Source organism: Serratia sp. UGAL515B_01 (genome assembly GCF_033095805.1).
Classification (GTDB): domain Bacteria; phylum Pseudomonadota; class Gammaproteobacteria; order Enterobacterales; family Enterobacteriaceae; genus Chania.
In genome coordinates, this window is record NZ_CP109901.1 from 2,760,811 (window position 1) to 2,773,827 (window position 13,017).

Genomic DNA, 13,017 nt, shown 5'->3' on the forward strand with positions numbered 1-13,017 from the left:
CTTTAGCGGAATGCCCGCATCACTTGTCGGCTACATAGCACACTGAGTGGGCGCAGCATCGCCGCGCCCGTGCAGGAATTAAACGTCCAGCAGCAAACGAGCCGGATCTTCCAGCATTTCTTTTACCGTCACCAGATAACCCACAGACTCTTTCCCATCAATCAGACGATGATCGTAAGACAGAGCCAAGTACATCATTGGCTGGATCACAACCTGACCATTAACCGCCATCGGGCGATCTTTGATCGCATGCATGCCAAGAATGGCACTCTGTGGTGGGTTGATGATCGGAGTTGACATCAGTGAACCGAATACGCCGCCGTTGGTAATAGTAAAGTTTCCACCAGTCAGCTCTTCCACTGTCAATTTTCCATCACGGCCTTTTATTGCCAGCTCTTTGATTTTTTTCTCGATATCAGCCATTCCCAGCGCATCTACATCACGTAATACTGGCGTTACCAAGCCACGCGGGGTAGATACCGCGATACTGATATCAAAGTAGTTGTGGTAAACCACATCGCTACCGTCGATGGAGGCATTAACTTCAGGGAAGCGTTTCAGCGCTTCGACTACGGCTTTGATGTAGAAGGACATAAAGCCCAGACGCACACCATGACGTTTTTCGAAAGCCTCACCATACTGCTTGCGCAGATCCATAATCGGTTGCATGTTGATTTCGTTGAAGGTCGTCAGCATTGCTGTGCTGTTCTTCGCTTCCAACAAACGCTCAGCCACGCGTTTACGCAGACGCGTCATTGGCACACGCTTTTCACTACGACCACTCAAGACCGGCTGTGGTGCAACGGCAGGAGCAGCGGCAGGCTTTTTGTCAGCGGCGATGTGAGTTTCTACGTCTTCACGCGTAATCCGGCCGCCGACTCCACTGCCTTTAATCGCGGCGGCATCGAGATCATGTTCTGCAAGCAAGCGGCGGACAGCCGGGCTGAGTGCTTCATTACTCCCAACTTCCAGACTCGCGGTGGCACGCTGCGCAGGGGTAGATTCAACGCTTTGGCTTTTCACTTCGGTTGGCTTGCCAGAACTATCACCCGGACGGATACGACCAAGGATCTGACGTGAAGTAACGGTCGCGCCTTCAGTTTCCAGAAGCGCATCAAGGACACCCGTCTCACTGGCGGGGACTTCCAAAACAACCTTGTCAGTTTCAATTTCAACCAAAACTTCGTCACGATTCACAGTATCACCTGGCTTTTTATGCCAAGTGGCCACTGTTGCATCGGCAACTGATTCAGGAAGATCTGGCACCAGAATATCTACGCTACTCATCAGCTTTCCCTTAATTTTTATTCAATATTCAATGCGTCACTCACCAGGGCCTGTTGCTGCTTCTGGTGTACGGACATATAACCAACCGCAGGAGAGGCGGAAGCTGGACGCCCGGCGTAACGTAAAGAAGCGCCAAACGGAATCACTTCACGGAAATTGTGCTGGCTGCAATACCATGCCCCTTGGTTCAGCGGCTCTTCTTGGCACCAGACAAAATCATGCACATGGGCATACTGTTCCAATACGGCTTGAACAGCCTGATGTGGGAACGGATACAGTTGTTCGATACGGATAATCGCCACATCTTTCTGGTCATTCTTACGGCGCTGTTCCAGCAGATCGTAGTAAACCTTACCGGAACACAACACCACTCGTTTGACCGCTTTCGGCTCCAGATCGTCTATTTCACCGATAGCCAGTTGGAAAGTGCCACTTGCCAGTTCATCCAATGAGGAAACAGCCAGCGGATGACGCAACAGCGATTTAGGTGACATGACAATCAGTGGACGGCGCATACCACGCAATGCCTGACGGCGCAGCATGTGGTAAACCTGCGCAGGGGTAGATGGGATACACACTTGCATGTTCTGTTCAGCACACAGTTGCAGGTAACGTTCAAGACGTGCAGAGGAGTGTTCAGGCCCCTGCCCTTCGTAACCATGTGGTAACAACATAACCAAGCCGCACATCCTGCCCCATTTCTGTTCACCAGAGCTGATGAACTGGTCGATAACCACCTGTGCGCCGTTAGCAAAATCGCCAAATTGCGCCTCCCAAATGGTTAAAGTGCGCGGTTCTGCGGTAGCGTACCCATATTCGAATGCCAACACGGCCTCTTCCGACAGCACTGAGTCCCAAACGCGGAACTCGCCTTGACCACTGTGGATATTAGATAGCGGCACATAGACAGAACCGTTTTGCTGGTTGTGTATAACGGCATGGCGATGGAAGAAGGTGCCACGGCCAGCATCTTCACCCGAAATTCGGATCGGAATGCCTTCATCTGCCAGTGTGGCATAAGCCAATGTCTCAGCGGCTCCCCAGTCAAGCGGTTTGTTACCTGCGGCCATTTCAGCACGGTCACCATAAATTTTGGCGACACGCGACTGCATCTCTATTGCCTCTGGCACACTACTGATGCGGCGAGCCAATTCCTGAAGGCGCTTCATCTCAACCTTGCTTGGATACTCCTCATCCCACTCATGGTTGAGGTAAGGCGACCAAGTAAAGGAATGCAGATTCATTGGCCGCCACTCGTCAACCACACAGTCGCCACGGTCAAGCGCATCACGGTACAGGTTGACCATTTCCGTGGCATCTTCCAGACTGATGACACTCTGGCCGGTCAGAACATCAGCATAGAGTTTACGTGGCGTCGGATGTTTCTTTATCTTCTGATACATCACCGGTTGGGTTGCACTTGGCTCATCGGCCTCATTGTGCCCATGACGGCGGTAGCAGACCAAATCGATCATGACGTCACGCTTAAAGGTGTTACGGAAATCCAATGCCAAACGGGTGACAAAGGCTACCGCTTCAGGATCGTCAGCGTTTACGTGGAAAATAGGTGCCTGTACCATCTTGCCGATATCGGTACAGTATTGTGTAGAACGTGCATCTAGCGGATTGGAAGTGGTGAAGCCAACCTGATTGTTAATGACGATCCGCACTGTCCCGCCGACTTCGTAACCACGGGCCTGCGACATGTTCAGCGTTTCCTGAACCACCCCCTGACCGGCAATGGCTGCGTCACCATGGATAGTGATTGGCAGCACCATGTTACTACGTGCTTCATCAAGACGATCGCGACGAGCGCGGACCGACCCCATAACAACCGGACTCACGATTTCCAGATGCGATGGGTTAAATGCCAGCGCCAAGTGAACCATACCGCCTTCGGTTTCCACATCGGAAGAGAAACCCTGATGGTATTTCACGTCACCGGTGCCAAGGTGTTCTTTGTGTTTACCGGCAAACTCATCGAACAGGTCTGCTGGTTTTTTACCCAGAACGTTGATCAACACGTTCAGACGACCACGGTGGGCCATACCCAATACCACTTCACGTGTGCCGTTTTTACCTGCATGCCGTATCATTTCTTTAAGCATCGGCACCAGTGCGTCACCACCTTCCAGTGAGAAACGTTTTGCACCAGGGAACTTGGCCCCTAAGTAACGCTCAAGCCCTTCAGCAGCAGTCAGTTCACTCAGGAAACGGCGTTTCTCATCAACAGTAAAGCTAGCTTGCCCCGCTACCGATTCAATACGCTGTTGGATCCAGCGTTTCTCTTCGGTATTAGTGATGTGCATATACTCTGCACCAATCGAACAACAGTAGGTCTGCTTCAATGCTGCATACAAGTCACCCAACTTCATGGTTTCTTTGCCAATAGCAAAAGACCCCACATTGAAGGTTTCCTGGAAGTCGGCCTCGGTCAGATTGTGATAGGCAAGATCGAGATCTGGAACTCTCTCTTGCTTCCATAGCCCAAGAGGATCAAGATTTGCATGCTGATGCCCACGAAAGCGGAACGCATTGATCAGCTGTAGTACCTTTACCTGTTTGGCATCGGTATCAGGATCGTTAATAGTGGTGCTGTAACGAGCAGAGTCTTTCGCCATGCGGCGGAAGTAATCTCGCGTTTGGGAGTGGAGCTGATCGGGTTTAACACCCGCAGTGGGTAGCTGTTGGAAAATGGAACGCCAGCTATCTTCAACGGAACTCGGATCGGTCAAAAAGTCTTCATAGAGCTGCTCTATGTAGGACTGGTTCGCGCCCGCCAGATAGGAGGAATCCAGCCAGGCCTTCATTGCGCCGTTCTGCATTATGATCCCTTAAGCTTTAAAGCTTCAGTTTTCGCCGTGGTTGACATAATTACCGTAATGGTACGGTTTGCCGTAAAAACGGTTCACTCGACGTGCTTAAAACCTTAAATGCACGTTCTGTTTTGGACCTTGCGGTCCCTTACAAGGAACCTCTAAAAACTGGCGGGACGAACCTGACTGTTTATTGCCACAATCACGGGTCAGTTTTTAGAGACTCCCTCCACCAAGAGAACTGCGCCGGAAGAAAATATCCGGCGCGAACTCATGCTATTTATGCGCCTCTTTGCAGCAGCATAGACTTGATATGACCGATCGCACGCGTCGGATTCAAGCCCTTTGGACACACATTGACACAATTCATGATGCTATGGCAGCGGAAAACACTGAATGCATCGTCCAGAGAATCCAAGCGTGCTTCCGTTTCCGTATCACGGCTATCGATCAGGAAACGGTATGCTGCCAACAGGCCAGCCGGCCCCACAAACTTGTCAGGGTTCCACCAGAAAGAGGGACAAGAAGTTGAACAGCAGGCACAGAGGATACATTCATACAAACCATCCAGTTTGGCCCGGCTTTCCGGCGACTGCAGATGCTCACGCGCAGGCGGATTCTTACCATCATTCAGCAAGAACGGCTTGATCTTTTCGTATTGGGTATAAAACTGCCCCATATCAACCACCAGATCGCGCACAACGGGTAACCCCGGCAGCGGGCGAATTACGATCTTGTTATTGCCCTTACGCAATGACGAGATCGGAGTAATACAGGCCAAACCGTTTTTACCATTCATGTTGAGACCGTCTGAACCGCACACACCTTCACGGCAAGAACGGCGGAACGATAACGTCGGATCGCCTTCTTTCAGTTGGATCAACGCATCCAACAGCATCATGTCTCGACCTTCTGCCGCTTCCAGAGTGAAGTCCTGCATATACGGCGCGTTGTCAACATCCGGATTGTAGCGATAGATAGAGAATTCAAGTTTCATCAATCGAGCTCCGCAATTAGTAAGAACGCACTTTCGGCGGGAATGCCGCACGCAGTTTAGGCTGCATATTCACTTCACGACGCGTCATACTCTCTGATTGCGGCAAATACAGCGAATGGCATAACCAGTTCGCGTCGTCACGCTCAGGGAAATCGAAGCGGCTATGCGCACCACGGCTCTCCGTACGGAAGTTGGCAGAAACCGCAGTGGAATAAGCGGTTTCCATCAGGTTATCCAGCTCTAGGCATTCGATACGCTGAGTATTAAACTCGCTCGAAGTATCATCCAGACGAGCATTCTTCAGACGCTCGCGGATCACTTTCAGCTCTTCCAAACCTTTTGCCATCGCATCACCCTCACGGAACACAGAGAAGTTATTCTGCATACAGGCTTGTAATGCCTTGCGAATTTCTACCGGGTCTTCACCCGAGCGAGTATTATTCCAACGGTTGAGACGCTCCAGAGAGGCTTCCACATCGGATTCGCTGGCATCGCGGCTTTCGCCCTGTTCTGCCAAAGATTCCTGCAAGTGCATACCGGCGGCACGGCCAAACACCACCAGATCCAGCAACGAGTTACCGCCCAGACGGTTAGCACCATGTACTGATACACAGGCAATTTCCCCAACGGCAAACAAGCCAGGGATCACTACATCTTCGCCTTTTTCATTCACGGTCAACGCCTGACCGGTCACTTTGGTTGGAATACCGCCCATCATGTAGTGACAGGTTGGAATAACCGGGATCGGTTCTTTCACCGGATCAACGTGTGCAAAGGTGCGTGACAGTTCCAAAATACCTGGTAGACGCGATTCCAGAACATCTTTACCCAAGTGATCCAGTTTCAGTTTGGCATGCGGGCCCCAAGGACCATCACAGCCACGGCCTTCGCGAATTTCGATCATTATTGAGCGAGCGACTACATCGCGACCCGCCAAATCTTTGGCGTTTGGTGCGTAACGCTCCATGAAACGTTCGCCATGTTTATTCAGCAGGTAGCCACCTTCACCACGACAACCTTCGGTTACCAATACACCGGCACCCGCGATCCCCGTTGGGTGGAACTGCCACATTTCCATGTCCTGTACTGGCACACCAGCGCGCAATGCCATACCGACGCCATCGCCGGTATTAATATGGGCATTGGTCGTGGATTGATAAATACGGCCTGCGCCGCCTGTCGCCAACACGGTTGCTTTAGCCTTGAAGTACACCACTTCACCGGTTTCGATACAGATGGCCGTTGTACCGACTACTGCACCATCCTGATTTTTCACCAGATCCAGTGCATACCATTCGGAGAAAATAGTGGTGTGATTCTTCAGGTTTTGCTGATAAAGCGTATGTAGTAGCGCATGCCCGGTACGGTCAGCCGCTGCTGCGGTTCGTGCCGCCTGTTCACCACCAAAGTTTAACGATTGGCCACCGAACGGGCGCTGATAAATACGGCCATCGTCCAAGCGTGAGAACGGCAGCCCCATGTGTTCCAGTTCCAAAATAGCTTCCGGGCCGGTTTTACACATATACTCAATGGCTTCTTGGTCTCCGATATAATCGGAACCTTTCACCGTGTCATACATATGCCATTCCCAGTTGTCTTCATGGTTATTACCTAGGGCAACAGTAATACCCCCCTGTGCAGACACAGTATGGGAACGGGTAGGAAATACCTTGGAAAGCAAAGCACAGGTTGAGCCCGCTTGAGAAATCTGCAGCGCTGCACGCATACCTGCGCCGCCCGCACCGATCACAACTGCATCAAACTCTCTGACTGGCAGTTTCATTTAAGCCCCCCACACTACGATTGTTCCGTACAGTAAATAGACCAATAATGCGACAACGATGACCAGTTGCAGCACCAAGCGTAACGCCAGTGGTTTGATATAGTCCGTCAGCACCTGCCACATTCCAATCCAGGCATGAACCAGAATCGACAACAACGTCAGCAAGGTGAATACTTTCGTAATAGGAGCGGCGAAGAAACCACGCCAAATTTCATAGGTCATATCTGGAGCCATAACAACAAAGCCCAGAATATAAAGAACATACAGGGTGATAACGATTGCGGAAGCACGAATTAACAACCAGTCGTGTACGCCGTTACGTCCTAACGCAGAAACGTTGCTTACCATACGAGCACTCCAGCCAGAATTGATAGCAGAACGGTAAGACCGAACGCTATCTGGGCAGAACGGGTACCTGCGGCTAAACTCTCTTCGATATAGCCAAAATCCATCAACAGGTGACGGATGCCACCGCAAATGTGATAGGCGAGCGCGGTGAGTATTCCCCACAAGATAAATTTCACGAAGAAGCTATTCATGATGGCGGCAGCTTGGAGGAAACCTTCCTGAGAAGAGAGAGAGATACCCAACAGCCAGAGAAGAATACCCACAGCGACGAAAGTGATTACGCCAGAGACTCGGTGTAAGATGGACGCTATCGCAGTTACAGGAAACTGAATCGTTTGCAGATTCAGGTTGACAGGTCTTTGTTTTTTCACAGTTTTGCCCACACAGCTCTTATTATTTTCCTTCCTCCGGGCCTGGGTGGGGATCAGACAGCGTCAAGAGTAAAACACTCATACGTCACACGCTTAAACATCAATATCCCTTGAGTTCAAACGGCGCGTTTTATACGCTGGGTGCTCCTACTTCAGGGTAATCCGGAGACCTGGCGGCAGTATAGGAGGTTCACATTCCCATTACAATTCCCATACAATCCCTTTAGTAACATTTCCCTCGAACAGTGATTCAGATCACGATTACCACAATTAATACAAAATTAATTATCTGATTTGACAAGAGTTCAACATTTACATTACAAATAGCATGGCAATCAATCCTATGATGCGCTACCGGTCAACAGTACACTTCCCCCTAAGCACAAGTTATGCAACAGTGTATTTGGTTAAAACTCTAAAATTATCGTAGGCAATGATTAACAGAAAATAATGAATTCCGATGGATCATTAACGGCTGGTAACCCGTCTCATTTACATGGGTAGCACTCTGTATTTTACTTTGCGCATTTGCGCTGTTCCTCACAGAGTTAGCGTCCGTACCACTTTATTGTGGGCAACCTACAGAGATTTAAGGTATTTCAGTTGTTAGAGGTTTTTAAATAAGGCGCTTAAGGAGACTGTAAATGACTGATAAGAAAGCGACGCTACATATCAATAATAGCGAAGCTATGATCGAACTGGGCGTACTCACCCCAACACTGGGCCCCGACGTTATTGACGTACGGGCACTAGGTTCTAAAGGTTACTTCACGTTCGACCCCGGTTTTACTTCTACCGCTTCCTGCGAATCCAAAATCACTTTCATCGATGGCGACAAAGGCATTTTGCTGCACCGCGGCTTTCCTATCGAACAGTTAGCGAAGCAATCTTCCTATCTAGAAGTGTGTTACATCCTTTTATACGGCGAGACCCCGACGGCAGAAGAGTTCGAAACCTTTAAAACTACCGTGACGCGCCACACCATGATCCATGACCAGATCACCCATCTGTTCCGTGGTTTCCGCCGTGACTCACATCCCATGGCGGTCCTGTGTGGTGTGACCGGTGCGCTAGCTGCTTTCTACCACGATGCTCTCGACGTCAATAACGAACGTCACCGCGAAATCACTGCGTTCCGCCTGCTGTCCAAAATGCCTACCGTTGCAGCAATGTGTTACAAATATTCCCAAGGGCAGCCATTTGTCTACCCGCGTAACGAGCTATCCTATGCAGGTAACTTCCTGCACATGATGTTTGCAACACCTTGTGAAGAATATGTGGTGAATCCAGTACTGGAACGTGCCATGGATCGTATTCTGATCTTGCATGCCGATCACGAGCAAAACGCATCAACATCGACCGTACGTACTGCAGGTTCTTCCGGGGCCAACCCGTTTGCCTGTATTGCAGCGGGTATCGCATCCCTTTGGGGGCCAGCTCACGGCGGTGCTAACGAAGCCGCATTAAAAATGCTGGAAGAGATAAAAACCGTTGAACACATTCCGGAATTCATCAGACGTGCCAAAGACAAGAACGACTCATTCCGCCTGATGGGCTTTGGCCACCGTGTATACAAGAACTACGATCCGCGTGCTACCGTAATGCGCGAAACCTGCCATGAAGTACTGAAAGAGCTGAACAAGAAAGACGACAATCTGTTAGACGTTGCGATGGAGCTGGAACACATTGCGCTCAACGACCCTTACTTTATCGAGAAAAAACTGTATCCAAATGTCGATTTCTATTCAGGAATTATTCTGAAGGCCATGGGTATTCCTTCTTCAATGTTCACCGTTATCTTCGCCATTGCCCGCACCATTGGCTGGATTGCTCATTGGAACGAAATGCACGATGAAGGCATCAAGATCGCACGCCCACGCCAGCTGTACACCGGGTATGCAGAACGTGAGTTCGTTTCTCAGGTTAAAAAATAAACCGTTCTGAGGTAACCCCCTTTCCCCACAGGGTTTACCGCCAACTCAACGCTGCCCAACTGGGCGGCGTTTTTTATCAGTCATTTCTGGCATAGCGGGCACCAATAGAATGGCCGCGACGACAGCGATATCTTTTCTATCATACCGCCACAACGTAGGCAGGGCTCACCACTGCGATGGAACACTTTGAAACTGAACACCGTCCCATGATGATGGCCACCATCCACTTGCCCGCGAGTATGGTAAGAAATACGAGGAATTTCCAGTAACGCCTGCGCCAATTTATGCCGTTGATCCAGCGATAAATCCTGCGGTTTATGCGCGGGTGCCAATTGCGCTTGCCACAAAATCTCTGCTCGCAGATAGTTACCCAACCCCGCCAGAAAAGATTGGTCCAGCAGCATGCCACCCAGTTGCCGCTTGCAAAATGCCGCAGACAGCAGGCGTTGTTCCACCTGTTGCTCGGTAACAGCGCTATCCAGCACATCTGGGCCAATTCGCTGTAAAAACGGATGTTGTTCGATCTCACTTCTCGGTGCGAGAGTAATATCAGAAGCACTGTACAACAAGATTGCCCGCTCGGCAGTTTCCAATCTAACACGCAGGTCACGTTTGGTTTGCGGCGTTTCACCTGCCCATGCAATCTTCCATACGCCATAAAGTTGGTTATGGCTGTACATCGTCAGCCCAGTGGAAAAGTGAGTTAACAAGGCTTTACCACGCGGTTGTATGGAAGTAATAGTGCCGCCGATCAATTCAGCCTGATAGTGCTTCAGCTGTGGAAAGGCAAACCAGACTGTAGTGAGCGGCTGACCAATCATCACCGCCGCAAGTTGGTCTGCAGCCCGGCGGATTTCTGGTCCTTCCGGCATAGGGTAGCTCCTTGATTCATAGGCCCAATTTACTGAAAAACAAAAACCTATCCATTAAGTGCGATATATCGCTACTCATTTGGCTCCTGAACATAACCCAGGATCCTCGCAAACTGTGTGTGCAACGGTTCTTATATGCTGCTGTATCCAAACTGCCTAACGCTTACAGCACCCACTGGAATAGGTTCCAATTCTTCAGTGTGTGGCTCCTCCTTCTAGCTTTAGGTCCTGCTCTACCTGCAAAGCGACAGAAATCGCCAATTCCAGAGCGACTAATACCGTATGGGCAGACATACTTGGTGCACCGGGATGTAACGTGGCCTGCTCAGGTAGATAAGGGATATGGATAAAACCACCCCGTACCTGTTTCTGCCCGCTTAAGCGGTGTAACAGACCGTACATGACGTGGTTGCAAACGTAAGTCCCCGCCGTTTGCGATACCGTAGCAGGAATGCCGGCATCACGCATGGCGTTGACCATCGCTTTGATGGGCAACGTGCTGAAATAGGCTGCGGGGCCACCCTCTACAATAGCCTGATCGATCGGCTGTTGCCCCTGATTATCTGGGATACGAGCATCGTTAATGTTAATCGCTACCCTTTCTAGCGTGATATCGGTACGCCCACCTGCCTGGCCAATCGCCAGGATCATTGCCGGCTGTACCTCATCAATGGCCGCGTTTAATACCACCAATGCCTCACCAAAAACACAAGGCAACTGACGCACAACAATATGCACACCAGCAAGCTCCAGATCGTTAAGCCGTTTCACCACTTCCCAGGAAGGGTTTACATGCTCACCATCAAAGGGTTCAAAACCGGTAATCAATACCTTCCGCATGTGTTCACCTATAGAAACATCATGAAATAAAGCAGGAACACGTTAACCAACAACAACGTGATCCCAGTCGGGATCTGCGCTTTGATAACCGCATTCTTGTCCGGCAACTCCAATAATGCCGCCGGTACAATATTAAAGTTGGCTGCCATTGGGGTCATTAACGTGCCGCAATAGCCGGAAAACATACCTATTGCCGCCATCACCGCCGGGTTACCACCGTGTTGCAGCACCAGAATAGGAATACCAATGCCCGCCGTAACAATCGGAAAGGCCGCAAAAGCATTCCCCATCACCATCGTCAACACTGCCATACCAACGGCATACACAGCCACAGCAATAAAGCGGTTATCTACTGCCAGATATTCCTGCGTCAAATGAGAAATAGCGGTACCAACACCAGCGGTAGTAAATAGGAGACCGAGAGTAGCCAATATCTGTGGCAGGATAAATGCCCAACCGATGGAGTCCAACAGGCGGCGAGCTTCCTGAACCGGTTGTAATGCATTTTCATGGGTCATCTTCACTGCAACAATTAGCCCCAACAGGCAACCCACGGTCATAGAGAACAACGTTATCAATGTCGCATGGTTACCGCTGCCAAAGACGGCAAGTTGCAACGCTGGAATATTATTGAACAACAGCACACCGATCACAGTCACTATCGGGATCGCCAGCGCTGGAATAAACAACCGATTCCCCAGTCGTTTGGCACTAGCCTCTCTCTCTTGTGGGCTACGTTGGTGGTAACTGCCGAGACGAACGCCACCAAAACCGGCGATCAAGGCCATTGCCACCACAAATACACCCACAACAATGTGCAATTGACGTTTAGCTTCTACACCACTTCCCAGTAGTTCATAAGTCCAATCTCCCACCAGGAAAATCAGTCCATACAATGCCCAGAACAGGCCTGTTGTAATACGGCGTGGGTTAGCGCGATCGCGAAAAGACATCACAGCAACGATCAGTAATACAATCCCCGCCAACCAGTATAAGTACTGCTGCTGGAAATTCATTGGCCATCCCCTTTCGCCTGCAGCGCAGCACGGTTGAGTTTGGCAAGTTCAACCGATAATTTTTTATCCATACGATACAAACGGAAAGCGTGGATCAAGAACGCAAAGATCGCCGTTGGAATCCCCCAAAGTGCAATATGCAACGGTTCAGTCTGAATACCACCAGATTCCAGCATAAAGTTATGCATGAAGATAATCGCACCAAAAGCGACGAAGATATCTTCACCAAAAAACAGCCCGATGTTATCCGTTGCGGCAGACATCGCACGCAAGCGATTGCGTACTGCTTCCGGCAACTGACCATAACGGCTTTCAGTTGCCCCCTCCGCCATCGGAGCCAATAACGGACGCACCATTTGCGGATGCCCACCCAGGCTTGTCAGCCCCATTGCGGCTGTCACTTCCCTGACAAACAGGTAGACGATCAGTAAACGCCCTGCGGTAGCACTTTTGATTTTGGCAATCCAAGCCTGCGCCCGTTCTTTCAATCCGTGGCGCTCTAACAGACCGATAACAGCCAGGGGTAATAACAAGATCAAAGGCAAGTTGCGAGTATTGAGAAACCCTTCACCCAGCTTTTCCAAAATCACATCCAAAGGCATCATCGCCGACAATCCGGTGATAATACCCGCAGCGATCACCACCAACACCGGGTTAAAGCGTAAAAGAAATCCAACCACTATCGCGACAATACCAATCAGCGGCCAGAGATTTACGGTTTGCTCCATATGACTATCCCTCTATTATCCCTTT

11 protein-coding genes are annotated in these 13,017 nt (G+C 50.2%); 1 reads left to right on the forward strand and 10 read right to left on the reverse strand.

What is annotated here, in order from left to right; translation table 11 throughout:
* Positions 1 to 78: 78 nt before the first annotated feature.
* The 6 genes from odhB to sdhC form a co-directional block, all read right to left on the reverse strand.
* Positions 79 to 1,287: a 2-oxoglutarate dehydrogenase complex dihydrolipoyllysine-residue succinyltransferase gene (odhB, locus tag OK023_RS12410; RefSeq protein WP_317693023.1), complete on the reverse strand. Its 1,209-nt coding sequence runs from the start codon at positions 1,285 to 1,287 to the stop codon at positions 79 to 81.
* Between the two features lie 17 nt (positions 1,288 to 1,304).
* Positions 1,305 to 4,112 carry a 2-oxoglutarate dehydrogenase E1 component gene (gene sucA, locus OK023_RS12415; protein WP_317693024.1) on the reverse strand — a complete coding sequence of 936 codons (2,808 nt, stop codon included), beginning with the start codon at positions 4,110 to 4,112 and terminating at the stop codon, positions 1,305 to 1,307.
* 271 nt (positions 4,113 to 4,383) lie between these two features.
* Entirely contained in the window at positions 4,384 to 5,100 is a 717-nt protein-coding gene (locus OK023_RS12420) for a succinate dehydrogenase iron-sulfur subunit (RefSeq protein WP_317693025.1), read from the reverse strand.
* A 16-nt stretch (positions 5,101 to 5,116) separates the two neighbouring features.
* On the reverse strand, positions 5,117 to 6,883 hold the full coding sequence (gene sdhA / locus OK023_RS12425) for a succinate dehydrogenase flavoprotein subunit (protein WP_317693026.1): 1,767 nt from the start codon (positions 6,881 to 6,883) through the stop codon (positions 5,117 to 5,119).
* The gene (sdhD, locus tag OK023_RS12430) at positions 6,884 to 7,231 is read right to left on the reverse strand and encodes a succinate dehydrogenase membrane anchor subunit (RefSeq protein WP_317693028.1); all 348 of its coding nucleotides are present in this window, start codon (positions 7,229 to 7,231) and stop codon (positions 6,884 to 6,886) included. It lies immediately after the preceding gene.
* Entirely contained in the window at positions 7,225 to 7,614 is a 390-nt protein-coding gene (gene sdhC / locus OK023_RS12435; RefSeq protein WP_317693029.1) for a succinate dehydrogenase cytochrome b556 subunit, read from the reverse strand. The genes sdhD and sdhC overlap by 7 nt, the downstream gene beginning before the upstream one ends.
* A gap of 632 nt (positions 7,615 to 8,246) precedes the next feature.
* Here sdhC and OK023_RS12440 point away from each other — a divergent pair.
* Positions 8,247 to 9,536, forward strand: coding sequence for a citrate synthase (locus tag OK023_RS12440; protein WP_317693030.1), 1,290 nt, complete (start codon positions 8,247 to 8,249; stop codon positions 9,534 to 9,536).
* Between the two features lie 80 nt (positions 9,537 to 9,616).
* On the opposite strand, the gene nei is transcribed toward OK023_RS12440, so the two are convergent.
* From nei to OK023_RS12460, 4 genes are all read right to left on the reverse strand, one after another.
* On the reverse strand, positions 9,617 to 10,408 hold the full coding sequence (nei, locus tag OK023_RS12445) for an endonuclease VIII (RefSeq protein WP_317693032.1): 792 nt from the start codon (positions 10,406 to 10,408) through the stop codon (positions 9,617 to 9,619).
* A gap of 195 nt (positions 10,409 to 10,603) precedes the next feature.
* Positions 10,604 to 11,248, reverse strand: coding sequence for a pyroglutamyl-peptidase I (gene pcp, locus OK023_RS12450; RefSeq protein ID WP_317693033.1), 645 nt, complete (start codon positions 11,246 to 11,248; stop codon positions 10,604 to 10,606).
* Between the two features lie 8 nt (positions 11,249 to 11,256).
* Positions 11,257 to 12,264, reverse strand: coding sequence for a DUF979 domain-containing protein (locus tag OK023_RS12455; protein ID WP_317693034.1), 1,008 nt, complete (start codon positions 12,262 to 12,264; stop codon positions 11,257 to 11,259).
* A complete protein-coding gene (locus tag OK023_RS12460; protein ID WP_317693035.1) occupies positions 12,261 to 12,992 on the reverse strand; it encodes a DUF969 domain-containing protein in 732 nt (243 codons plus the stop codon). The genes OK023_RS12455 and OK023_RS12460 overlap by 4 nt, the downstream gene beginning before the upstream one ends.
* Between the last annotated feature and the right edge of the window lie 25 nt (positions 12,993 to 13,017).

Coding starts and splice junctions, on each gene's coding strand:
- OK023_RS12420 (WP_317693025.1), bottom strand. CDS start 5,100: ATGAAACTTGAATTCTCTATCTATCGCTACAATCCGGATGTTGACAAC.
- nei (WP_317693032.1), bottom strand. CDS start 10,408: ATGCCGGAAGGACCAGAAATCCGCCGGGCTGCAGACCAACTTGCGGCG.
- sdhA (WP_317693026.1), bottom strand. CDS start 6,883: ATGAAACTGCCAGTCAGAGAGTTTGATGCAGTTGTGATCGGTGCGGGC.
- sdhD (WP_317693028.1), bottom strand. CDS start 7,231: ATGGTAAGCAACGTTTCTGCGTTAGGACGTAACGGCGTACACGACTGG.
- pcp (WP_317693033.1), bottom strand. CDS start 11,248: ATGCGGAAGGTATTGATTACCGGTTTTGAACCCTTTGATGGTGAGCAT.
- sucA (WP_317693024.1), bottom strand. CDS start 4,112: ATGCAGAACGGCGCAATGAAGGCCTGGCTGGATTCCTCCTATCTGGCG.
- OK023_RS12440 (WP_317693030.1), top strand. CDS start 8,247: ATGACTGATAAGAAAGCGACGCTACATATCAATAATAGCGAAGCTATG.
- OK023_RS12460 (WP_317693035.1), bottom strand. CDS start 12,992: ATGGAGCAAACCGTAAATCTCTGGCCGCTGATTGGTATTGTCGCGATA.
- odhB (WP_317693023.1), bottom strand. CDS start 1,287: ATGAGTAGCGTAGATATTCTGGTGCCAGATCTTCCTGAATCAGTTGCC.
- OK023_RS12455 (WP_317693034.1), bottom strand. CDS start 12,264: ATGAATTTCCAGCAGCAGTACTTATACTGGTTGGCGGGGATTGTATTA.